At 41.3% G+C, this 24,004-nt stretch carries 24 protein-coding genes and 1 tRNA gene; 10 read left to right on the top strand and 15 right to left on the bottom strand.

The window, feature by feature from the left end; all coding sequences use genetic code 11:
- Positions 1-39: 39 nt before the first annotated feature.
- On the bottom strand, positions 40-1,566 hold the full coding sequence (lysS, locus tag A9Z07_RS16425; RefSeq protein WP_005258762.1) for a lysine--tRNA ligase: 1,527 nt from the start codon (positions 1,564-1,566) through the stop codon (positions 40-42).
- A gap of 158 nt (positions 1,567-1,724) precedes the next feature.
- Positions 1,725-2,162: an SRPBCC family protein gene (locus tag A9Z07_RS16420; protein ID WP_004773659.1), complete on the bottom strand. Its 438-nt coding sequence runs from the start codon at positions 2,160-2,162 to the stop codon at positions 1,725-1,727.
- 348 nt (positions 2,163-2,510) lie between these two features.
- Here A9Z07_RS16420 and rubA point away from each other — a divergent pair, with 348 nt between their 5' ends.
- From rubA to oxyR, 4 genes are all read left to right on the top strand, one after another.
- The gene (gene rubA, locus A9Z07_RS16415; RefSeq protein ID WP_004678010.1) at positions 2,511-2,675 is read left to right on the top strand and encodes a rubredoxin RubA; all 165 of its coding nucleotides are present in this window, start codon (positions 2,511-2,513) and stop codon (positions 2,673-2,675) included.
- Between the two features lie 82 nt (positions 2,676-2,757).
- Positions 2,758-3,939 carry a rubredoxin reductase RubB gene (gene rubB, locus A9Z07_RS16410; RefSeq protein WP_069579875.1) on the top strand — a complete coding sequence of 394 codons (1,182 nt, stop codon included), beginning with the start codon at positions 2,758-2,760 and terminating at the stop codon, positions 3,937-3,939.
- Positions 3,940-4,022: 83 nt separating this feature from the next.
- Complete coding sequence (estB, locus tag A9Z07_RS16405; protein WP_069579874.1) at positions 4,023-4,967, top strand: esterase EstB; 945 nt, start codon at positions 4,023-4,025, stop codon at positions 4,965-4,967.
- Between the two features lie 6 nt (positions 4,968-4,973).
- Positions 4,974-5,879: a LysR family transcriptional regulator OxyR gene (gene oxyR, locus A9Z07_RS16400; protein ID WP_004773664.1), complete on the top strand. Its 906-nt coding sequence runs from the start codon at positions 4,974-4,976 to the stop codon at positions 5,877-5,879.
- A 53-nt stretch (positions 5,880-5,932) separates the two neighbouring features.
- Here oxyR and dusB read toward each other — a convergent pair whose 3' ends face one another.
- Entirely contained in the window at positions 5,933-6,958 is a 1,026-nt protein-coding gene (gene dusB / locus A9Z07_RS16395) for a tRNA dihydrouridine synthase DusB (protein WP_069579873.1), read from the bottom strand.
- A gap of 82 nt (positions 6,959-7,040) precedes the next feature.
- Between dusB and A9Z07_RS16390 the strand changes: the two genes are divergently transcribed.
- Positions 7,041-8,249, top strand: coding sequence for a DUF1615 family protein (locus A9Z07_RS16390; RefSeq protein ID WP_062847207.1), 1,209 nt, complete (start codon positions 7,041-7,043; stop codon positions 8,247-8,249).
- Entirely contained in the window at positions 8,216-8,890 is a 675-nt protein-coding gene (locus A9Z07_RS16385) for an HAD family hydrolase (protein ID WP_069579872.1), read from the top strand. The genes A9Z07_RS16390 and A9Z07_RS16385 overlap by 34 nt, the downstream gene beginning before the upstream one ends.
- A 25-nt stretch (positions 8,891-8,915) precedes the next feature.
- Here the strand turns inward: A9Z07_RS16385 and proB are convergent, their stop codons facing one another.
- The 8 genes from proB to uvrB form a co-directional block, all read right to left on the bottom strand.
- Entirely contained in the window at positions 8,916-10,049 is a 1,134-nt protein-coding gene (gene proB, locus A9Z07_RS16380; RefSeq protein WP_004773675.1) for a glutamate 5-kinase, read from the bottom strand.
- A gap of 15 nt (positions 10,050-10,064) precedes the next feature.
- Entirely contained in the window at positions 10,065-11,282 is a 1,218-nt protein-coding gene (gene cgtA / locus A9Z07_RS16375; protein WP_005258776.1) for an Obg family GTPase CgtA, read from the bottom strand.
- 195 nt (positions 11,283-11,477) lie between these two features.
- The gene (locus A9Z07_RS16370) at positions 11,478-12,158 is read right to left on the bottom strand and encodes a hypothetical protein (protein WP_069579871.1); all 681 of its coding nucleotides are present in this window, start codon (positions 12,156-12,158) and stop codon (positions 11,478-11,480) included.
- Complete coding sequence (locus A9Z07_RS16365; protein ID WP_005258781.1) at positions 12,158-12,901, bottom strand: hypothetical protein; 744 nt, start codon at positions 12,899-12,901, stop codon at positions 12,158-12,160. The genes A9Z07_RS16370 and A9Z07_RS16365 overlap by 1 nt, the downstream gene beginning before the upstream one ends.
- Positions 12,902-13,038: 137 nt before the next feature.
- Positions 13,039-14,496, bottom strand: a complete 1,458-nt coding sequence (locus tag A9Z07_RS16360) for a glyceraldehyde-3-phosphate dehydrogenase (protein WP_005258782.1) — start codon at positions 14,494-14,496, stop codon at positions 13,039-13,041.
- A gap of 256 nt (positions 14,497-14,752) precedes the next feature.
- Positions 14,753-15,697 carry an EamA family transporter RarD gene (rarD, locus tag A9Z07_RS16355; RefSeq protein ID WP_069579870.1) on the bottom strand — a complete coding sequence of 315 codons (945 nt, stop codon included), beginning with the start codon at positions 15,695-15,697 and terminating at the stop codon, positions 14,753-14,755.
- Positions 15,698-15,799: 102 nt separating this feature from the next.
- Complete coding sequence (locus tag A9Z07_RS16350) at positions 15,800-16,384, bottom strand: lipocalin family protein (RefSeq protein ID WP_069579869.1); 585 nt, start codon at positions 16,382-16,384, stop codon at positions 15,800-15,802.
- Positions 16,385-16,504: 120 nt separating this feature from the next.
- Positions 16,505-18,529: an excinuclease ABC subunit UvrB gene (uvrB, locus tag A9Z07_RS16345; protein WP_047429030.1), complete on the bottom strand. Its 2,025-nt coding sequence runs from the start codon at positions 18,527-18,529 to the stop codon at positions 16,505-16,507.
- Positions 18,530-18,706: 177 nt separating this feature from the next.
- Here uvrB and A9Z07_RS16340 point away from each other — a divergent pair, with 177 nt between their 5' ends.
- The gene (locus A9Z07_RS16340) at positions 18,707-19,501 is read left to right on the top strand and encodes a hypothetical protein (RefSeq protein WP_004773688.1); all 795 of its coding nucleotides are present in this window, start codon (positions 18,707-18,709) and stop codon (positions 19,499-19,501) included.
- A 38-nt stretch (positions 19,502-19,539) separates the two neighbouring features.
- On the opposite strand, the gene A9Z07_RS16335 is transcribed toward A9Z07_RS16340, so the two are convergent.
- Positions 19,540-19,719: a hypothetical protein gene (locus tag A9Z07_RS16335; RefSeq protein WP_005258791.1), complete on the bottom strand. Its 180-nt coding sequence runs from the start codon at positions 19,717-19,719 to the stop codon at positions 19,540-19,542.
- Positions 19,720-19,932: 213 nt separating this feature from the next.
- On the opposite strand from A9Z07_RS16335, the gene A9Z07_RS16330 reads away from it, so the two are divergent.
- Positions 19,933-21,168, top strand: coding sequence for a pyridoxal phosphate-dependent aminotransferase (locus A9Z07_RS16330; protein WP_069579868.1), 1,236 nt, complete (start codon positions 19,933-19,935; stop codon positions 21,166-21,168).
- Between the two features lie 25 nt (positions 21,169-21,193).
- On the opposite strand, the gene A9Z07_RS16325 is transcribed toward A9Z07_RS16330, so the two are convergent.
- Together A9Z07_RS16325 and A9Z07_RS16320 are read right to left on the bottom strand one after the other, a co-directional pair.
- Positions 21,194-22,048, bottom strand: a complete 855-nt coding sequence (locus tag A9Z07_RS16325) for a DMT family transporter (protein WP_069579867.1) — start codon at positions 22,046-22,048, stop codon at positions 21,194-21,196.
- A 129-nt stretch (positions 22,049-22,177) separates the two neighbouring features.
- Entirely contained in the window at positions 22,178-22,591 is a 414-nt protein-coding gene (locus A9Z07_RS16320; protein ID WP_004773694.1) for a GFA family protein, read from the bottom strand.
- 185 nt (positions 22,592-22,776) lie between these two features.
- On the opposite strand from A9Z07_RS16320, the gene A9Z07_RS16315 reads away from it, so the two are divergent.
- Entirely contained in the window at positions 22,777-23,214 is a 438-nt protein-coding gene (locus A9Z07_RS16315; RefSeq protein WP_004773695.1) for a PaaI family thioesterase, read from the top strand.
- Positions 23,215-23,244: 30 nt separating this feature from the next.
- On the opposite strand, the gene A9Z07_RS16310 is transcribed toward A9Z07_RS16315, so the two are convergent.
- Positions 23,245-23,676, bottom strand: a complete 432-nt coding sequence (locus A9Z07_RS16310; protein ID WP_062847214.1) for a hypothetical protein — start codon at positions 23,674-23,676, stop codon at positions 23,245-23,247.
- A 236-nt stretch (positions 23,677-23,912) separates the two neighbouring features.
- On the opposite strand from A9Z07_RS16310, the gene A9Z07_RS16305 reads away from it, so the two are divergent.
- Positions 23,913-23,988 (top strand) — tRNA-Asn (locus A9Z07_RS16305).
- Positions 23,989-24,004 lie beyond the last annotated feature (16 nt).

Genomic DNA, 24,004 nt, shown 5'->3' with positions numbered 1-24,004 from the left:
AAGCCACGCTAAATGTGGCTTTTTTTAAGGTAAAGCGTATTAATCTTTACGGCGCATATGCGGGAATAACAGTACATCACGGATACTTGGTGCGTTGGCAAACAACATCACCAAACGGTCAATACCAATACCCTGACCTGCTGTAGGCGGTAAACCATATTCCAATGCTTCAATAAAGTCAGCATCGTAATGCATTGCTTCATCATCACCTGCATCTTTTTCTGCAACCTGTGCCTGGAAACGCTCAGCCTGATCAATCGGGTCATTTAACTCCGAGAAGCCATTGGCTAACTCACGACCACCGATAAAGAATTCGAAACGATCCGTAATATGCGGATTGTCGTCATTACGGCGCGCAAGCGGTGAGGTTTCAGCTGGATATTCAGTAATGAATGTTGGCTGGCGTAACTTGGTTTCTACTGTTTCTTCAAACACGATGGTTTGCAACTTACCTAAACCAAAACCAGGTTTAACCTGCTCTTTCAACACTTCTTGAGTAAATTTCGCCAAGAACTCACGATCATTGACATTTTCAGGGGTGAAATCTGGGTTATGTTCAAGAATCGCATCAAACATTGAGATTTTCTTGAATGGGCCTTTGAAGCTATAAACTTCTTCACCATACGGCACATCAGTAGTACCTAAAATATCAATTGCCAGCTTTTCAAGCATATTCTCAGTCAATACCATCAAGTCTTTATAGTCAGCATAAGCTTGATAGAATTCGATCATGGTGAATTCTGGGTTATGACGTGTTGAAACACCTTCGTTACGGAAGTTACGGTTAATTTCAAACACACGCTCGAAACCACCAACAACCAAACGTTTCAAATAAAGTTCTGGTGCGATACGGAGATAAAGCTCCATATCCAATGCATTATGATGCGTGACGAACGGCTTCGCAGATGCGCCGCCAGGAATCACATGCATCATTGGCGTTTCAACTTCCATGAAACGTTCATTGGTTAAGAATGCACGGATACCCGCTACCACTTTGGCACGAATCTCAAAGGTCTTACGTGTTTCTTCGTTTACGATCAAGTCGAGATAACGTTTACGATATTTCGCTTCAGTATCGGTTAAACCATGGAATTTGTCTGGCAGTGGACGTAATGATTTAGTCAGTAATTCAAAACCTTCAAGGTGTACATATAAGTCACCTTTACCAGAACGACCGATATAGCCTTCAGCAGCAATAATATCGCCAAGATCCAGACTCTTGATCGTTTCTAAAATGTCTGCTGGTAAACCTTTACGATCGACATAAAGCTGGATACGACCTGTCATGTCCTGAATCACGATAAATGATCCACGGTTAAGCATCACACGACCAGCAACCTTGACATAAACTTTTTCAGCACCTTCGATTTGTGCTTTATCTTGATCTTTAAATTGTTCTTGCAAATCAGCTGTATAGTGTTCACGTTTAAACGTGTTTGGCCACGGGCTCTTACCCGTTTGTTTTGCAGTCTCTTGGATTTGCTTTAACTTGGCATGACGCTGTGCGATTAAATCGTTTTCGGAAAGTGTTTGTTCAGAAGTCGATTGAGCGTTTTGTTGCGTCATCTCTGCCTCGATTAAGTAAAAAATGAAGTGACATAGAATAGCAGATCACAACCCATTTTCGTATTATTTCAATCAGACAATTCAAAAAAATGAATATTTATCAATTTTGAATCGAGATTACGCAACAGTTGGCCTTGTTAAATCAACATTCTCAGGGCTTATTTCTCAGCCAGATGTTTCACCATGGCAAGGCCCTGATCAAAGCCTTTATTCATAAATTCTGCATGCTCTGGCTGAATATCCACTTCAACATGCAGTTGCGTTTCGCCATTAAAATCAAACAACATATATTTTTCCAAAGCGCCTACCCAGTCTTTGACTTCATCACTGTCCAGATCTTCCTGACCATTCTTGATCATTCCCAGATGTTTAAACACAACCTCTTTCGGTTCATCCAGACTTTCAATGGTAGAGACCATGCCATTGCCTTTACCATCACCAAAATAAGTTCTACCCCCTATTTTCCAGTCTGTTTTCATGGTGGAATCACAGGCAAAGAATTTGGTCCATTCTGGATAACTTTCAGGTGACCAAAGCACCTGCCAGACTTTTTCAGGGGTCGCATAAATTTTAATATTATAAGATAAGGTTTCCATGCGTTATTCTCCTTCTATCGTTGTTTTCTTCATCATAACTTGATTTTGAATGTTTGTTTTTTATACATACTATTTTTATACGATTGGCTTTTTTCATTATATAAGTCCTGAACTTTTGATAAAAATTTAGAGCAATTGCTCAAATAACAAGACTTTCAGATAGAATTGCCATATCGCTTTTTGAATAAATGATTAAACTCTTGCATTTACTTTACTTAAATGTCGTTCTGCGTAAAAATCTAATTCCCGATTAACATAAGTTAGTTCCTCTTGCAGCGATCATAGCGACATTACGGAATAGTTTTACTGAAAGGCAACTTGAGCATACCGATCAGTTTGGAGAGTCACATGAAAAAATATCAATGTATCGTTTGTGGTTGGATTTACGACGAAGCAGAAGGTTGGCCACAAGACGGCATTGCAGCAGGAACCAAATGGGAAGATATTCCTGATGACTGGACTTGCCCAGATTGCGGCGTTTCAAAAGCTGATTTTGAAATGGTTGAAATCTAAAGATTAAAGAAAAAAGACTATGAGAATCATGGTCTTTTTTTCTGAGTGTTCATTTTTACATAAGAAAATACTGGAGAATATAATGCACCCTATCGTCATCATCGGATCAGGTATGGCTGGATATACCGTTGCACGAGAATTTCGCAAATTAAGCCCAGAGCAAGAGCTGGTCATGATCTGTGCGGACGATGCGGTAAATTATGCAAAACCAACATTATCAAATGCCTTTGCAGGTAAAAAAGCACCCGAACAAATTGCGTTAGGCGATGCTGCAAAAATGGCGACCCAATTGAATATGCGCATCGAAGCAGAAACTTGGGTCAAAGAAATCCATGCCGAAAAACATGAAATTATTTTAGAAAAAAATGGCGAAAGCATTACCCAACCTTATTCAAAATTGGTCCTCGCAGTCGGCGCAAATCCAATCCGTTTAGCGATTGCGGGTGACGGTAGCGAAGACATCCACGTAGTGAACTCCCTGATTGACTATCGTACTTTCCGTGAAAATCTGTCGAAACGTAAAGACAAACGTGTTGTGATTCTGGGTGCCGGCCTGATTGGCTGTGAATTTGCCAATGACTTACTGCACAGTGATTATGAAGTAACGGTCATTGATCTTGCACCACAGCCTTTAGGTCGTTTATTGCCAAACCATGTGGCAGATGCATTTAGAACCAATTTAGAACAGGCAGGCATTAAATTTGCCCTTTCAACGACCGTTGAAAAAGTCACGAAAATTAATGATGGTGAAGACTATGCAGTCACTTTAGCGAATGGTCAAACCTTAGTTGCAGATATTGTCCTTTCTGCAATTGGTTTACAGCCAAATATTGCTTTAGCTAAAGCAGCAGACATCCAGACCAGTCGTGGCATTATTACTAATACTTTATTAGAAACCAGTCAGGCTGATATTTATGCCGTGGGTGACTGTGCTGAAGTGAATGGTACCTTGCTTCCATTCGTCATGCCGATCATGCAACAAGCCCGTGCTTTGGCAAAAACCTTGAGTGGTCAAAGTACTGCTGTTCACTACCCTGCCATGCCAGTCGCAGTGAAAACCCCTGCCGCACCATTAACCGTATTACCAGCGCCACTGGATGTTGAGGTGAACTGGGAAACTGAAGAATTTGAAGATGGGATGCTTGCAAAAGCAGCGGATGGCGAAGGTACCTTAAGAGGATTTGTCCTATTAGGTGCAACTGCAGGTAAACAACGTTTAACTTTGACCAAACTGGTTCCGGACTTGATTCCAGCACAGGTTTAGGTTTTAAATACGAGGGTTTGCTGAGAAAAGAATGTCCGGCAAACCCTTAAGCGATAAAAAGAATTCAATTCGGAACGAATATCATGAACAGTGCCCTCCAGTTTAATGTGTCGCCATACGCTTCCTTTATGCAAGAAACCAAAGTGACTTTGGGCAATGGCATTGAATTGCATGTTGAAATTGGCGGTAATCCTGAACACCCAACGATTTTACTGATCATGGGTTTAGGCGCACAAATGTTATTCTGGCCTGATTTTTTCTGTAAAGCGCTGATTGATCAAGGCTTCCGAGTCATCCGTTTTGATAACCGTGACATCGGTCTCTCTTCTAAAATCCGCAATAAAGGCAAACGGCTCAATACCATGAAATTGATGAGCCGCTTTATGTTTGGTCTGGGTAATGAAGGTGCACCCTACACGCTTTATGATATGGCTGATGATGTTGCGATGCTGATTGATCAGCTTGGCCTAGAGAAAACCTATATTCTGGGTGCCTCTATGGGCGGTATGATTTCACAAATTGTTGCGGCAAAATATCCAGAAAAAGTAGAAAAGGTCGGCTTATTATTTACCAGCAATAATCAACCGCTTCTGCTACCACCTTATCCGAAACAACTTTTTAGCCTACTCGGTAAGCCAGCTGCACATGATGAAGAAACCATTATTAATCACAGCCTGAATGTTTTCCGTATTATTGGTTCGCCGGGTTATGTCAATCCAGTTGAATCAATTCAAACCATTCGCAAATTATATCGTCGTAGTTTTTATCCAGCGGGTGTACTTCAACAGTTTTTAGCAATATTATGTACGGGTTCTCTGTTACCATTGAACAAAACGATGACTCAGCCGACACTGGTTGTACACGGATCAAAAGACCGACTGTTACCACCAAGTCACGGGAAAGCTGTTGCAAAAGCAATTTCTGGTGCTAAGTTTGAATTAATCCAAGGAATGGGGCATGATATTCCTGCACATTTCATTCCACAACTTAGTGGTTTGTTTGCTCACCACTTTAGATCATCACACTAGGACTCTATGGCTGCATTACCCTCATTAAGACAGCTATCATATTTAGTTACGTTGTCAGAAACTTTACATTTTACTGAAGCAGCGCGTCGTTCCTTTGTCACCCAGTCGACTCTGTCTGGCGGCATCATGGAATTAGAGCGCTTATTAGGTGGCGTCTTAGTTGAGCGTGATCGTCAAAACGTCCGTTTAACACCTTTGGGTGAACAGGTTGTGGCACGTGCCCGCGTACTACTTGCCGATGCTCAGGATTTGATGCGCTTAAGCCGTGAAATGAGCGAACCACTCACAGGTGATTTGCATCTTGGTATTATTCCAACGATTGCGCCATTTATCCTGACGCAATTGCTGGAAGAAGTGCATCAACAATTGCCAAAAATCCAGTTGCATTTGCATGAAGCGCAAAGTGAAAAAATTGTAGAAAAGCTGGAGCACGGCAATCTGGACATGATTGTACTGGCTCTTCCTTTCGACACACGCAGCCTTAAAGTTGCCGAAATCGCGAAAGAACATTTGTTCTTGGTGTACAACAAGAAAGATACCAATGCTGCAAATGCAAACTCTCTCGATGACCTCGATTTATCACGCCTGATGTTGCTTGAAGAAGGACACTGTTTACGTGACCATGCTTTAAGTGCCTGCCCTGTGGGCGAGCGTAAAAATGATCACCGTTTAAAAGCGAGCTCATTGCCAACACTGGTGGAAATGGTATCGTCTGATCTTGGCTTTACCCTGTTACCAGAGATTGCCTTGAAAAACAGCATGATTCACTTTAATGAAGATATTGACGTGAAATCGATTGAAGCTGCCCCAAGTCGTACGCTGGCATTGGTCACACGTAAAAGTACGCCATTACAAAGTGAATTTGATGTGATTCTGCAAATTCTGCAAAAAATCACTGCTCACTTAGAATAATCAAATAAAAAGCCTGTAATTGATTACAGGCTTTTTTACATCAACAAGACTAATTATTTGATATCCAGCAAATTAACTTGCTCAGCCTGCACATCGCTCATCCGCTGCCCTTGATCCAGTAATTGATCAAAGTAGCTTTCAACGACTTTTGCCTGATCCGCAGTATTTTCCACTTTGTACATATTCTGACGAAATTCATTACTTGAACGTAATCCTTTGGTGTACCAAGCAATATGTTTACGCGCGATACGACAGCCAGAATACTCACCGTAGAACTCATACAGTTCAGCCAGATGTCCCAATAAAACTGCCTTAACTTCTGCAATATCTGGCGCGGCAAGATGCTCGCCTGTTTTTAAATAGTGAGCAATTTCCCGAAAGATCCATGGTCGGCCTTGAGCAGCACGCCCGATCATAATGGCATCTGCGCCTGTGTAATCCAGCACATATTTAGCTTTTTCAGGACTATCAATATCACCATTGGCAATCAATGGAATATCAATCAGCTGTTTCACCTGCTTGATCAGTTCATAACGTGCCGTATTTAAATACATATCTTCACGGGTACGACCATGTAAAGCTAAGGCAGCAATGCCTGACTCTTCGGCACGTTTCGCCACACGTAAAATATTTTCATGACCATTTAAAAAGCCCAAACGGGTTTTCAAGGTTACAGGCACATCAACGGCTGCAACTACGGCATCCAGAATACGGGCGACGAGATCTTCATCTTGCAATAACGCCGAACCTGCCAATTTATTGCAGACTTTTTTGGCTGGACAACCCATATTGATATCAACAATTTGTGCCCCATTTGCCACCTGATAACGTGCCGCTTCCGCCAGTTGTTCAGGATCAGAACCCGCGATTTGTGCAGAGATTGGCGCCAGCTCACCATCAAAATTGGCCCGATAAAGGCTCTTCTTGCTCATGCGCAAGGTCTTGTCTGCGGTCATCATTTCACTGACTGCATGTCCTGCACCAAAGTACTTACATAGCGTCCTGAAGGGCCTATCGGTGACGCCGGCCATTGGGGCAACAATCAAATTATTTGACAGTTGATACGAACCAATATACATATATTTTCTTACAATTTCTGACCAACATAGTATACTTCATTCGCCCGTTCGGCTCATCTTTTTGTGCGGTGTTGTCTTCATTATGAACAAATCTGTTTCGACTCGTCCTCTACTCAAAACATTTAGCCTGTTGGCAATCAGCATAAGCTTAACTGCTTGTGGCGACAATGCGTGGTGGTCAAATAGTAAAGAACCTGAAATGAAGGCAGAACAGATCAAAAAAGTTCTTCCGCCGCGTGTAAATGATCGTGAGTCATGGTCGCAAGATATTTTTGATATCATGCAACAATTGAGTATTCCGAAATCCAAGCAAAATGTGTGCAGCATTGTGGCGGTCGTGGATCAGGAATCTAACTTTGTTGCCGATCCTGCTGTTCCGGGCTTAGGTGAAAAAGCTGTTCAGGAAATCAATACCCGACTCAAGGAAAAGTTCGAAGCCAAGTTAGGTGAAACCATTGGCGGCACGGTGGCGGGTTATTTCGAAGATGTATTGAAAAATCAGCCATCGCCAGAAAATAATTACATGAGCCAGATGCGCAAAGTAAAAACTGAACGCGAACTGGATCTCCTCTATCGTGAAATCTTTGACTATATGTCAAAGCATTATCATGTGAGTGCTTTAACTGGTGCTGCTAAATTAATTGGCCAAGATATTGGCGAGAAAATGAATCCAATCACCACGCTGGGTTCGATGCAAGTACACATTAACTATGCCAAAGAGCATAAACGTCAAAGTGGCAATATTGCGGAATTGCGTGATGACCTCTATACCCAATATGGTGGGTTATATTATGGCATTCATCGCCTGATGGAATATTCGACCGATTATGACAAAGCAATTTATCGCTTTGCAGACTATAATTCGGGGATGTATTCAAGCCGTAATGCTGCTTTTCAGAAGATGCTTGAAGTGATACAAGATAAAGATCTTGATTTAGATGGCGATTTATTACTTTATAATAAAGATGGTAATCCACAATCCGCATTAAGCCAGTCAGAAAAAGAAATTATTGCTGCATTTACCAGTAATAGGATTTTGGTGACGCCACGTCAAATTCGTGCGGATTTAAAGAAAGAAAAAGAGAGAAAATTTGAAGATACACAGACTTACCTAGCGGTTCAAAAACTATATCAAACGAAAACCAATAAAGAACCAATTTATGCAATTATGCCTGAGGTGATTATTTCAGGGCCTAAACTCAGCCGTGATTACAATACCAATTGGTTCGCAAGTCGTGTAAATGGACGATATGAAACATGCATGCAAAGAGCGAAACGTATAAAACTGTAAATCTTGCCTTATTTGATTTTGATGGAACACTTTATCCCAAAGACAGTTTCACGGGATTTATTTTCTTTGCACTATCAAAACGCCACATTGTTAAAAGAGGTCTGAAAATCCTGCCTTGGATTCAGGCCTACTATTTACGTCTTTACCCTGCACATGCAATGCGACCACGTCTATTTGAAACCATGTTTAAAGACACGCCGATCGACTTTGTGGAAAAATTAGCACAGGAATATACTCAAAAATTATTAAAAAAATTAGATCCTGAGTTACTTAACCAACTTCGACAACACCAACAACGCGGTGACCATGTAGTTCTGGTCTCGGCTTCGGTTGACCTTTATCTGGCTCCAATCTGTGATGTGCTCAAAATTGATTTAATCTGTACCCAGACCGAAACAAAAGATGGTCTGTTAACAGGAAAATATAGCTCCGAAGATTGTAGTTGCGACCAGAAAAAAGTACGTATTTTAGAAAAGTATCATTTAGACGATTATCATGCGGTTTATGCCTATGGCAATAGTGAAGAAGATTTAGAGATGCTTTCACTTGCAGACTACCCTTATATGATGGGTGAGCAAAAAGGATTACCAGTTCTGGATTCCAAATATGCAAAATCAGTCGATATAAAAAAGCCCGCTTAAAGCGAGCTTTTTTATGGATGACAATTTAATAAATCGCCATATGATCTCGATGAATCATTTCAAGCGAACGTGCCTCACCTAACACCTGATAGACTTTTTCTGATGACAAACCTTTGATCATTTCTGCTGAACGTGAACTAAAATTGACACGCCCAACCGCAATACGACCACCATTTTTATCAACACATTCCACTACATCACCACGATCAAAATGTCCTTCAATCGCTTTCACACCGACTGGTAAAAGACTACGGTGCTTGCGCTTAATCGCTTCAACCGCGCCATCATCAATCACTAAACGCCCTGCCGTTTGCAAATGCGCTGCAAGCCATTGTTGATGTGCTGTGACACGATCGTTGTCTGTGGTAAATAACGTGCCCAACATCTCGCCCGCCATTAAGCGTGCTAGTACATTGTCACTTTCACCACTGGCAATCAGTGTCGGGCAACCTGATCTCGCTGCGAGGCGCGCTGCACGAACCTTAGTCACCATACCGCCACGACCCAGCACACCACCGCCACCTGCCATCTCGAACAGGCTATCATCAAGTGCGCGAACGGCTGAAAACAGTTTCGCATCTGGATTGCTACGTGGATCAGAATCAAACATCCCCTGCTGATCTGTCAGGATAATGAGTAACTCTGCATGTACCTGACCCGCAACCATGGCAGCCAAGGTGTCATTATCACCAAAACGGATTTCGTCCGTAGATACGGTGTCATTTTCATTAATGACTGGAATCACATGCCAATCAATCAGGTTCTGCAATGCATCACATGAGTTGAGGTAACGACGACGATCGGCCAGATCATCATGCGTGAGTAAAACCTGTGCGGTCTGGATGCCATGCTGATCAAGCACACTTGACCAAGTATGGATCAGGCCCATTTGGCCAATGGCCGCACAAGCTTGCAAACTGGGTAGATCGGTGGGTCGACTCGCAAGTTTCATGCGTACCATCCCTTCTGCAACTGCACCTGAAGACACCAGAATAATCTCATGTCCGGCATTGTGTAGATCTGCAATCTGTTTCGCCCAGTGCGAAATTGCATTTAAATCTAGACCTTGCCCATTTGCAGTGAGTAAAGATGATCCGATTTTAACAACGATTCGTTTACACGCATTGAGCTGACGTTGCCCATCGACCACTTCTATCATTTTTCCCTCGGTTTATTAGTCACGAATGTAGATACTTTCTACATCGCCTTCATCCTCATCGTCATCAAAGTCTTCGTCATCGTCCAGACCAGCTTCACGCTGAGCTTTACGCATGGCACGATAGGCTTCTTTAGCTGCGATGGTTTGTTCACGTGTTTCAGCTTCAAGCTGCTCACGGAATGCTTTAACTTCTGCTGCGTACTCTGGATCTTCAACTTCGCGTTCACGTTGTTGTTCGATCTGATCCATTAAATAGTACACAACCTCTTTGGTGCCTTCAGACATCAAACCAGAAGTTTTAAATACAGGGCCTTTCCATTGCAATTCATCAAGAATGTGCTGACACCACTCTTCTTTAGACTCTTCAGGAAGCTGGTCAAGTTTGTTTAGAACCAGTACCACTGGAAGTTTTGCCAAAGTTGGTGAGAATTTAACTAATTCACCCAAAATTGCTTTTGCATTATGTGCAGGATCTGAACCATCAATCGGTTGAACATCAACGATATGCAACAGGATACGGGTACGTGCCAAATGCTTAAGGAAGCGAATCCCTAGACCTGCACCTTCTGCTGCGCCTTCGATCAGTCCCGGAATATCCGCCATCACAAATGAACGGTGACGATCGGCGTCGACTACACCTAAGTTAGGGACCATCGTCGTAAACGGATAATCAGCAACTTTTGGTTTTGCCGCACTGACTGCACGGATAAATGTCGATTTACCTGCATTCGGCATACCCAATAAGCCAACGTCTGCGAGTACTTTTAACTCTAGACGGACTTCACGATATTCGCCTTTAATCCCGTGTGTACATTTACGAGGTGAACGGTTGGTTGACGATTTAAAGTGAGTATTCCCTAAACCACCATCACCGCCTTGGGCAACTTTGACACGTTGACCATCAGCAACCAAGTCACCAATAATGTCGCCAGACTCAGTATCAACAATCGTTGTACCGACTGGCACTTTTAAAATAACGTCTTCACCGCCACGGCCTGAACAGTTTGCACCCGAACCATTTTTACCGCGTTCTGCGCGATAACGACGGGTATAACGGTAATCTACAAGTGTGCTGGTATCATCATCCGCCTGGATGTAAATACTTCCGCCACGTCCCCCATCACCGCCATCTGGGCCACCAAAAGGGACAAATTTTTCACGGCGAAAACTGGCTACGCCATTGCCACCGTCGCCAGCCTCTACGGTAATGACTGCTTCATCAACAAAGCGCATGTGCCAATCCTCTGAATTCTTTAAAACGGGGTATTTTGCCACATTTTAAGAAAATTCTCGAATAGAAAAATCAGCAAATTGATTTTTTTAAATTTATTCTGGGTTGAATATTCAAATTGAACAATTCAGCACCGAAAAATATCAATTTCGACAGAAGATTTATCGCCTCATTTTTTAACAACTGGAAAATATCGATTACGGTTTTACATTTTTTAAAGGTAACGCCATTTGCATATCCAGATTGGCTTTGGTCTGCTGCACCGAGTTATACATGATCGCATCAAAAGACGAGATTTTGCTCATATTAATCGCATCATTCATATAAAAGCTGGGTTTAAACTGATGTTTTACAGGCAGATTAATCGACTCATCAAAAGCAAAATGCACTGGCCCATCAAATACGATTTTTACAGGAACGGTATAGGTTCGCTTCAATTGAAATGGGATATCCAGCTTCACTGGAATATTTAGGCTCAACGGAAATTTCGGCAGTAATTTATTTTGATAGATCAGATCGGTATTGGTCTCAATCGGCACTACATCATCGACTTTAAGCACGGTTTCATAATTAATATCAACCGTAATCGGGGTTTCGACCTCAAAGCTTAGATCAGCCAGATATTTGCCTTTTAAAGGCAAGGCCAAACTACGGTCAATATCCAGTACAGTATTTAATTGACCTTCCGACTTAACGCGCAGATGCTCTCCGACCTGAATCTTGGTACCTAATGATTCAGGTAAACGAATATCTGCTTGCTGTGCAGAAACGATTAATGAGGCCTGAATATTCAGATAAAACCAAAATAAGATCGCAACCAGCGTTGTGACGATCACAAAACTGATCAACAGGCTTTTCAGTGATTTGGTTATATCCATCACTCACCTACTTTGACATCGGTTGGCGTTGCGGGCTCATCTACAGCCTGTGTTTTTACCCGTCCCAAATACATACTGGATAAAGGAATTTTGAGTTCACCCTGCGCAATTTTGACAGGTAAAGTATTCTTTACATCGACAGAAGCATTCAGTTCAGAGGTAATCGGCACATTTAAATTACCTTGAATCGGAATATTGGCATTCAGCTGTGCTTTCAACGGAATATTTAAATTTTCCTTGAGGACGGTACGCACTGGCGCATCAAATTTCAAATGTACTTTTTGTTGTAATGGCACCTGAATATCAATCGGTACATCCAGTTGCAAAGGAATCGAGCCTTTTAAAGGCAGTGTCACATCCTTGCCTAAAATTTTAACCTGTACCTTGGTATCGATCGGTAGACTTTGATTGACCTTAATAGTTTCTTTGACAGGAATGGTGGTACTGATCGGAACCTGACTATCAAAGTACACACGCGGTGTCAGGGTTTGCGTCAGTGGAACATTCAGTTGCTCATTGATCGGAATCTTGGCATCAACACGTCCATTCACATCAACATTGAGTGCATCTTTTACTTTTACCCGCACCTGCAATGGCTCTTGTAAATCAATCGCAACATCTTGATTCTTCAACGGGATATAAATATTAAAATGCTTGAATACCCACATTGCGATATATACACCACACAAGTTGGCCACAACAATTAAAGCAAATACCACGAATAAACGTCTGAACTGCAACAATGATCTATCCCTTGTTTAATTATTTCCCTTTTCCTGCATTCTCATCGATTTTTATGTTTTATTCAGCATATATTCTGTACAGTCATTAAAAAAGCCCAGTTTTAAACTGGGCTTTTTTTTATTGCTCTGTGAACAAACTATGCGTTTGTTTCAGCAGGAACTTTGGTATAGCTTACGCCACACATCTGTTCAGCAATACGTAATACCTGACAGCTATAACCAACTTCGTTATCGTACCAAACATAAGCAGTTAAACGTGTACCAGAAGCGATTGTTGCTTGCGCATCAAATACACCTGCTGTACGTGAACCGATAAAGTCACTTGATACAACTTCAGTCGAGTTGGTATAACCAATTTGACCTTGTAATTTAGAGTTGATCGAGATTTGACGAATGTATTCGTTCACTTCTTCACGATCAATTTCTTTCTCTAAGTTTAAGTTCAAGATTGCAAGAGAAACGTTTGGTGTTGGAACGCGTACGGAGTTACCTGTTAACTTGCCTTTTAAGCCAGGTAAAGCTTTAGCAACAGCTTTAGCAGCACCAGTTTCAGTGATAACCATGTTCAACGTTGCAGCACGGCCACGACGGTCAGCTTTATGATAGTTATCAATTAAGTTCTGGTCGTTTGTGAAAGAGTGAACTGTTTCAACGTGACCATTCAATACTTTGTATTTGTCGTCTAAAACTTTTAATACAGGTGTAATTGCGTTGGTTGTGCAGCTTGCAGCAGAGATGATTTTGTCTTCATCTAGGATATCGCCGTTGTTCACACCAAATACAACGTTCTTCATTTCGCCTTTACTTGGTGCTGTTAATACAACACGCGCAACGCCTGCACATTTCAAGTGTTGGCTAAGGCCTTCAGCATCACGCCATTTACCTGTATTGTCGATCAAAAGTGCATTTTCGATACCATAAGCAGTGTAGTCCACTTCGCTTGGGCTTGATGCATAAATCACTTTGATGAACTGACCATTTGCAATGATTGCTTCGTTTTCTTCATCTACAGAAATTGTACCGTCAAAAGTACCGTGAATAGAGTCACGACGTAATAATGAAGCACGTTTCGCCAAGTCACCATCAGATGATTTACGCACAACGATTGCTTTAAGGCTTAAACCACGACCTAAACCAGACTGGCTGATGATTAAACGAGCCAAGATACGACCGATACGACCAAAACCGTAAAGAACAACATCTTTAGGCGCAGCAGCAGTTGCGTTACCTTGAATTGAAGCAACAGCGTTTGCAACAAAAGCGTCTACATCACCGCCTGCATTTTTATATTCAACAGCAAGTTTACCGATATCCACTTCAGCAGAACCGATGTTTTCAACTTTCATTAACGCTTCCAAAATCGGGAAGGTATTTACAACAGAAAGTTCAACATCAAGCATACGTGTACGACGATGTGTTTTTAAAATCTGGATCACTGAACGGTTAATTAAAGAACGACCGTAAACAGAAACAACAATATTTTTCTCACGGTATAATTGACCGATTAAGGTAATCATACGTTCCGCGATTTCTTCACGGTTTTTCCAACGACCTTGGTGTTCTGCGTGTAGGGCAACGATTGTTTCTTTGCTCACAGTTACGTCCTCTAATTTATATATACTGGGCGTGAATTTTTAAAACGCCATTATTGTAATAGAATTATCATCAAGATTGAATCAAAAGCTGCTAAACGAGCTAAGATTTTGTCCTAATTGACTATAAATTCATAAAATACCTATAATTATTTTTGTGAATTTAGGTAAAAATCTTTTCCAATCATCATAATAGCTGTGATGTGCGTCACAACCAAAACAGTTTTCCTGATCATTACTGGCGGATTTTCAAGCGTTTCTAAGTTTTGTCCTCTACATCGACACGTTTAGAATATTGTTGAAGGTTCAATGCCAAGTGTTTTTTACGCTGGTTTTGCTGATAAAGATGTATCGCGCCTTCGATCACCAACACCAAGACAGCCAACCAGATTGGGATATAAGTTAACCATTCTTCAGCGCCAATTTTCTCACCTAAAACCAAAGATGCCAGTGCCAGCAAAACAGGTTCCAGATAGCCTAATAAACCAAAAATAATCAGCGGCAAATAACGGCTGGCCAGAATATAACTGCCTAAACCAATCGCACTTAATAATCCCAGACCGATTACAACAAGAATCAGACTCGGCTGTTCGAGAAACTTGAGAAAAGGCATGTCGCCCGTTTGGGTAAAGAAAATGGCAACAGGAAGAATAATTAACATATCCCACCAAAAACCACCCAAATTATCGGTCTGGATTTTTTTACGCAGGATGAAATAAGCCGCATAGCCCAATGCCACAAAAGCCGTTTCCCAAGCAATACTGCCTAAACGCCAAATTTCATGCCCTACTCCAAACATCGCAAGCACGACAGCGAGATACTGGAATTTAGAAAGTTTCTCTCCATAGAGAAAACTTCCAGCAAGCACCAAAACCAAAGGCAAAAGAAAATAACCTAATGAAACCTGTAAACCACGACCATGCATTGGCCCCCACAGGAACAGCCATAACTGCGCTGAAGTCAGCACAGAAGTGGTCATTAAAAACAGTAATAATGTCGGTTTTGCTAAAATTCTTTTAAATATCGTTTTGATATGGACTAAATCACCACTAAACCACATAAATAGTGTCAAAACAGGCAAGGTCGCAATAATCCGCCAGCCAAAGGTCTGCTCACTGTCCAGTGCACCGAGGAGTTGAGTATAAAAATACAAAACCCCAAATGTGATAGAAGCCAAAACTGAATAAGCGATACCTTTAACCAATTTGAACCTCTACATGGGGAAATTAAAAAAATACGTGATTTATCCACTATATAAAAATAAAAAAACCATGCATGCATGGTTTTTAAACAAGTATATCTTATTTTAACGATGTTCAGGATAAATCACATCACTAATATTATAGCCAAGTGATTTCGCATAATTTAAATATTCATAAATGGTTTCTTTGTGCGGATTTGGTGTTCGCGACAATACCCATAAATATTTACGGCGCGGCTCTCCCACCAGAACTGTTTGATAGTCATTATCCAGTTTCAAAATCCAGTAATCGCCACGTGCCATAGGCACCCAGCGTACCACTTCAGGTAAAAAACTTACTCGTAATTTGGTATTAAAAGGCGCATTGGCAACAAAAGCTTCACCCACACTTTGCTGTAGATTTCCTTCACTGTCATAGCATTTGTTATCAACCACAATATTGCCATTTTCATTGACAGTATAAGTGGCAGTAATGTTATAGACACACTTACGCTCAAAAAACATCGGTTTTCGAGCGACTTCGTACCAGACACCCAAATATTTATCCAGTTCTACTTTTTCTACAGTCGGTAAAGGTTTTGCCTGAGCATAAGCAATGGTTCCAACAGCCAATCCAGTCAAAACTGCCCCACCCACTGCAATCTTTGCTAAACGCCAACTCGCTTTCGGGAAATTCTTAATAAATGGCATGAGAAATCCTCAAAACAAAAATTTGTTATCAATAGTCATATACTTAGCTATTCAAAATAGCCTATTTAATAAACAAAAACTGTTGCGATATGTATCACTTTTGAGGGTTTCTCTGCTCAATTAAGATTGCAACATGTGTGCTTTTAAACGCACAATTTCATCGCGCAATCTTGCCGCCTGCTCAAACTGTAGTTCTTTAGAGGCTTTCAACATTTCCTTTTCCAGTTTACTGATGTGCTTCGCAAATAATTTCGGATCAGATAAAAGATGTTGTTCATCGGCACTGATGCTTTGTGCCTGTTCAAGCACTTTTTCATCAATCTCATCATCGCTCAACACTTCACCCGTATCAATTTCCTTAATCGCCTGACGGACTGCACTACGCGGCGTAATGCCATGCAGTTCATTAAACTCAATCTGTTTATTGCGACGGCGCTCTGTTTCATCCATCGCTTTGCGCATGGAATCCGTAATACGATCGGCATATAAAATCGCTTTACCTTTCACATTACGTGCAGCACGACCAATGGTCTGGATCAATGAACGCTCTGAACGCAGGAAACCTTCCTTATCGGCATCCAGAATCGCCACCAGAGAAACTTCGGGCATATCCAGACCTTCACGCAACAAGTTAATCCCGACCAGTACATCATGCACACCAGTACGTAATTCATGGATAATCTTGACCCGTTCAACTGTATCAATATCCGAATGCAGATAAGCCACTTTGACGCCATATTCTTTTAAATAAGACGTTAAATCTTCTGCCATACGCTTGGTTAAGGTGGTCACCAGCACACGTTCATTCAATTGTTTACGAATATTGATTTCAGATAAAACATCATCGACCTGTGTCAACACTGGACGTACTTCAATCTCGGGATCAATCAGACCCGTCGGACGAACCACCTGCTCAACGATTTGTTCAGATTTTTCCAGTTCATAATGCGCTGGCGTGGCACTCACAAAAACCGTGGTCGGAACAATTCGCTCCCACTCTTCAAATTTCATTGGACGGTTATCTAAAGCGCTTGGTAAACGGAAACCATAATTCACCAGATTTTCTTTACGTGAACGGTCACCTTTATACATTGCGCCAATCTGAGGTACCGTCACATGCGACTCATCAATAATCAACAATGCGTCTTCTGGCACATAATCAAATAAGGTTGGCGGTGCTTCACCTGCTGTACGACCTGACAAATGACGTGAATAGTTCTCGATCCCGTTGGTATAACCGAGCTGTTGCATCATTTCCAGATCATAACGGGTACGCTGTTCGATACGTTGCGCTTCCAGTAATTTGTCGTGATCCTTGAAAAATTTGAGCTGATCTTTCAATTCATCTTTGATGGTATCAATGGCACGGGTTAAATGGTCTTTTGGCGTAACATAGTGACTTTTTGGATAAATCGTTACTCGCGGAACTTTACGTACCAGTTTTCCTGTCAACGGATCAAACCAGCGAATCGAATCAACTTCGTCATCAAACAATTCAACCCGAATCGCATCCTTATCCGATTCCGCAGGGAAAATATCAATAATTTCACCGCGAATACGATAAGTACCACGCAAGAACTCCAGCTCATTACGCGTATATTGCATTTCCACCAGACGACGAATAATGTCATCACGACTAACGCGATCACCTTGTACGATATGCAAGAGCATTTGCATATAGGCATTTGGATCACCCAAACCATAAATCGCAGAAACCGAAGCCACGATAATGGCATCACGACGCTCTAACAAAGCACGCGTCGCAGACAAACGCATCTGGTCAATGTGATCATTAATCGCCGAATCTTTTTCAATAAACGTATCTGAAGATGGCACGTAGGCTTCTGGCTGGTAGTAATCGTAATAACTGACGAAATACTCCACCGCATTATTTGGAAAGAATGCTTTGAACTCACCATAAAGCTGAGCCGCAAGGGTTTTGTTATGCGCCATCACAATGGTTGGACGTTGGGTTTGGGCAATCACATTGGCCATGGTATAGGTTTTACCTGAACCGGTTACCCCGAGCAGCAACTGATTACGAAAACCCTGGTCAATACCACTGACCAATTTCTCAATGGCCTGAGGCTGATCACCCGCAGGTTGATAGTTGGTGACTAACTCAAAAGGCTGGTTTTCGCTCACAAGCTCATTCCTACACTAAAACTTAATCCCTATTTATGGGGTAAAATGTGATTGATTTAAAGTGTTGCATCGATGATTTTATGAAATCTTTTGTGCCATGTAATTTCTTAGATTTTACTTGACCATCTGCCCAATCAACTGCAACATGAAGTTATACTCGATTTCAATGGTAAAAATATGTCTTACCAATACCACGACGAAACAATAGTAACGGAACTCCCAGAAGATACAGTTTTTGTTTTTGGCAGTAATCTGGCGGGTATACACGACAGCGGTGCAGCACGTGTCGCAGCTCAACACTTTGCAGCAGTCAAAGGTGTTGGTCGAGGTTGGGCAGGACAAAGCTTTGCAATTCCAACCCTAAATGAACATTTACAACAAATGCCACTCGCCCAGATCGAGCATTATGTCGATGATTTCAAGATCTATGCAAAAAACCATGCCAAAATGAAATACTTTTTGACAGCTTTAGGTTGTGGTATTGCAGGTTATAAAGTCTCTGAAATCGCGCCATTATTTAAGGGCATCCATTCCAATGTGATTTTCCCCGAATCTTTCCGTCCTTATATTGAAGAAGATGCGGTTTCACAGTTCCCCAACCTCACCGCAGCCACTGTGCAGGCCTTTATTAACGATGAAGTGATTTTCTACTTCAATCATGGTTATGAATCTTTCGAAGAAGCACTGGATAAAACCAGTTTAACAGCAGCTGAAAAAGCCATTGCACTGGTGGTTTTAAATGAAGAGCTTTATCCACGTGACCGTTATGGACGTGGACGCGAACATGAGATCAGCGATATTCTCGGTAAGCTCAACGGCAAGATTTTTAATTTCCATGACAAATCGGAAGGTGCAATGATTTATGTCAGTGTGATTATTGCCTTGATGGAGCTTTACGATATTGATGAATATGATTTTATCAAGCTGTGGCGTGGTGAATTAGAAATACAACATCCATTAAATCGCCATTAAAAAAACAAAAAAGCCAATCAGATTGATTGGCTTTTCTCTTAACGCTTCCCCATCGAACGGCGTGTGCCGCGTGGTGGCATCCAGGTACGATCTGCATATTGCTCAGGTTTTGGACGAACCTGATTATGCGCCGCATCATCAGAATCATCCTGAGCAGATGGCATAGGGAATGGTAATTTCACTAAAGCTTTTTTTGCTTTAGGTTGCTGGGTACTCATTGAAATTCTCTCGAAATCTAGATTTCTAGCCGCTATTGTAATGGATTTTTAGGCTTTTGATAAAAATAAAATATGTAAAAAAATAGAATGCGTTCGAGAATTAAAATTTGGTAACTTTTTATGCGATCAAGGCAAGTTTCGACCACAATGAAGTCTAATTAGGCTAAGATAACCTGCTTTTTATTTTTTAATCCCATAAGAAGGAATAATGCCGTGGACGTACGTCTCTCTGATCGTGTCAATGCTATCAAACCGTCCCCTACACTTGCAGTAACCAACAAGGCTGCTGAGCTTAAAGCTGCAGGTAAAAACGTGATTGGTTTAGGCGCAGGCGAACCAGACTTCGATACACCTCAACACATCAAAGATGCTGCAATTGAAGCCATTAATAAAGGCTTTACTAAATATACAGCGGTAGACGGTACTCCAAGCTTAAAAAAAGCAATTATTGCGAAACTTAAACGCGATAATAATCTCGATTATCAAGCAAACCAGATTCTAGTGTCTTGTGGTGGTAAACAAAGCTTCTTTAACCTTGCACTTGCTTTGTTAAACAAAGGCGATGAAGTGATTATTCCTGCGCCATTCTGGGTTAGCTATCCAGATATGGTAATCATTGCAGAAGGTACTCCTGTCATCGTGAAATGTGGTGAAGAACAACGTTTCAAAATCACACCAGAACAACTGGAAGCTGCAATTACGCCAAATACACGTTTAGTGGTTTTAAACAGCCCATCTAACCCGACAGGCATGATCTACACCAAAGCTGAACTCGAGGCTTTGGCTGAAGTATTACGTCGCCACCCACAGGTTTTTGTTGCATCTGATGACATGTATGAACCAATTCGCTGGGAAGATGAGTTCTACAACATTGCAACTGTTGCACCAGACTTATATGACCGCACGATTGTTTTAAATGGTGTGTCTAAAGCTTATGCAATGACAGGCTGGCGTATTGGTTACGCAGCGGGCCCTGCGAAAATCATTGGTGCAATGAAAAAAATCCAGTCTCAATCGACTTCTAACCCAACTTCAATTTCACAAGTTGCGGCTGAAGCGGCATTGAATGGTCCACAAGACGTTTTACAACCAATGATTGAAGCGTTCAAACGCCGTCATGACCTTGTTGTGAATGGCTTAAATGACATTAAAGGTATCTCTTGCTTACCTGCTGATGGCGCTTTCTATGCCTATGCCAACATCCGTCCGTTGATTCGTGCAAAAGGCTTAAAATCTTGCACAGAATTCTCTGAATGGTTACTTGAAGAAACTGGCGTTGCCGTTGTTCCTGGTGATGCATTCGGTTTAGGCGGTTTTATGCGTATTTCTTACGCAACTGCTGATGAAGTACTGATTGATGCTTTAGCGCGTATCAAAAAAGCGGCTGATTCAATTGAAGGCGTAGACGCTGCAATTGCATCTATCGCAGCAGAAAAAGCGGCTAAATAAGTCATAAAAGCCATAAAAAAACTCATCATTTATGATGAGTTTTTTTATGCGAACTGGAAAAGATAACCAATAAAATCCCAATCAGAACAATCACTGTCGCAACAATCATTCGAAGATTCGGTATTTCTCCAATAAATAAACTCCCACCCAAAATCGCCAGACAAGGTACAGAAAGTTGTACTGTACTCGCTGTAATTCGGTCAATTTTCTGCACAATTGAATACCATAGAATATAAGCACCGCTAGAGGCCAGACCACCAGAAAGTAGCGCGAGTACAATCCCCTGCGGCAAGATCAGAACATCCTTTGCAAATAATACAAACCCAAGACTGACCACTGGCACTGCCAAGACAAAATTAGCCAGAGTGCTGGATAAAGGACTTCGCATGGTCTTCCCTGCAATACTATATGCTGCCCAAGCCAGACCAGAAATCATCATGATGAGTGAATAAAATAAGTTAGGCGTATTTGCACCCGGTAACAATAAAAATAGAATCCCCAATACAGCAACAACCAGACCAATTCCACACATGAGATTAATTTTCTCGCCATGAAAAATGCCATAAGCCACCATGCTCAATTGCACCGTTCCAAATAACAACAGTGCACCAACACCCGCATTTATTTTTAGATAAGCTATCGAGAAGGCAACAATATACACAGCAAGGTAAATTGCATTTTTAAGATTCCATTCAATTTTTACAGGGTTTTCACTACGTCGACGATGAGCATAATATAAAAACATCAACACTACGGTGCCACTAAGTACGCGCAGCAAACTAAAACTCATGGGATCAATTTGCTGTCCAGCCAAAGCCAAACGACACAGTACCGAATTTGCAGCAAAGGCCAGCATCGCAATAATAATTTTGAATAACATGCTTGTACGCATTCCTTGCGCCCTATTCCCTCTAAAATTGAAAAGCACATTTACTTGATATGCTTTCACGCCCCATATTTAAATGACTAGCAATGATGGTCTTATAAAAATTACAGCAATAAATAAATCCTATTCATTCGGGTTAAACAAGGCAATCACCTCAGCTTCGGTCATTTTCTTAGTCGGATTCTGAAAAGCATAAAAGTCAGGTTTACAATCAATATAAATTTCTAGATCCAAATTTAGATCTTCAGGGGGTTCATTCAGAGAAAATGCATTGATATTGCAATAGTTTTGATCTTTAGTGCGCCAAAACAAAGTTGTTCCACACGCATTACAGAAACCGCGCTCTCCCCATGCAGATGAGTTGTAAATTGCTAAATGATCCTGCTTCAAAAATTTTAAACTGCCTTGTTCGACATCAAGGGTCATAATCACGCCACTGGTCTGCCTACGACAAATGGAGCAATGACAGGCATGCACATCATGATTACTTAATTCAACTTCAAAAGTGGTCTCACCACATACACATTGTCCGTTCATTATAAATTTACCTTTTATTCAAAATTGTTATAAAGACATTTATAAACATCATAAAACAAAGCATTTAGCGAGTAACTTAGAATTTACAAAATACTCAGCGAATGAATGAGGAATATTGACAGCCTGATCTCTCGCGGCTATTTTATCAGCAGGTTCTATTTTAGAACTACAAAAGGAAATATAAGATGAAGCATCCAAAAGAAATGAATGGACTTGAATTTTTAACTGCCATGTGTGAAGGGAAAATTCCACCCGCTAGTATTAGCCAGACCATTCCCATGCAACCAGTTGAAGTTGCGGAAGGTTATATCAAATTTGAAGTACAGGCGGATGAACGACACCTGAATCCTCTCGGAGGTGTGCATGGAGGTTTTGCTGCAACCGTACTGGATTCGGTGACAGGTTGTGCTGTGCATACCCTTTTAGAGGCTGGCGTAGGCTACGGCACCATTGATCTTAATATTAAAATGTGCCGCCCTGTTCCAAGAAATCAGAAGCTCATTGCCACTGGAAATATAATTAATATCAGTAAAAATTTAGGCATTTCTGAAGGTAAAATTGTCGATGCCGATGGCAAGCTGTACGCTCATGCTACTGCGACCTGCATGATCATCCGAGCTTAATTCAAAAGTGCACTAGGGCTAGGTATAGCCCTATGCAATCGCTTTATTTTGTTTGAATAGCTTTGGTCGAATGCACAAATGGCTAAACACCGCATATTGCCAAATGCTTTTCACCTGCACTGTGACCACCTTTTGCTCTGCAACAGACCATGCCAATGCTGTATTTGCGCCTAAAAAGAGTTCCCCGCCCAATTGAAATAAATACAAGGGTGCATGCTCATCAAGCGTTGAGATATTTTTTTGCGCTAATAGATTATGAACGTTTTGGATTTTCCATTTATTTCCGAACCACAATTGCAATAAATCACCTAAAAACAAGGCTTGTTGCTTAAATGGAAAGGTATTTAAGAATGCATTTTCGACTGGCGTATAATACTGTGCCGAATCCTGAATGATTTCGAGATAATGTTCTTGATAAAAAGAAAAATTTGAAAAAATAGTTTTAATACTAAGAGTCGTCATTTCGACCTCCGGTTTAGCCATTTTAGTGCTGGCAAGTAGGGTTAAATCCACACTGTTTAGATGAATATCTAAACGTTCTTTCTAATTCGAATCTAGCAATAGCCTGATCAAAGTTCAAGTTATTTTTCCTACTTTCTCGTAATTGTGCAAATAAAAAGCATACGACACAAAAATGAAAGAAACATGACATTTTTAGCTTGACCGATTTAAAAAGCTGCCTATAATGGCACTCAGATTCTCCCATAGCTCAGTCGGTAGAGCGACGGACTGTTAATCCGCAGGTCCCTGGTTCGAGCCCAGGTGGGAGAGCCAAGATTCTAAAAAGCCC

This window comes from Acinetobacter sp. YK3 (assembly GCF_001729365.1).
GTDB classification, from domain to species: Bacteria; Pseudomonadota; Gammaproteobacteria; order Pseudomonadales; family Moraxellaceae; genus Acinetobacter; species Acinetobacter vivianii.
This window is presented reverse-complemented; position numbering and strand designations above follow the sequence as displayed.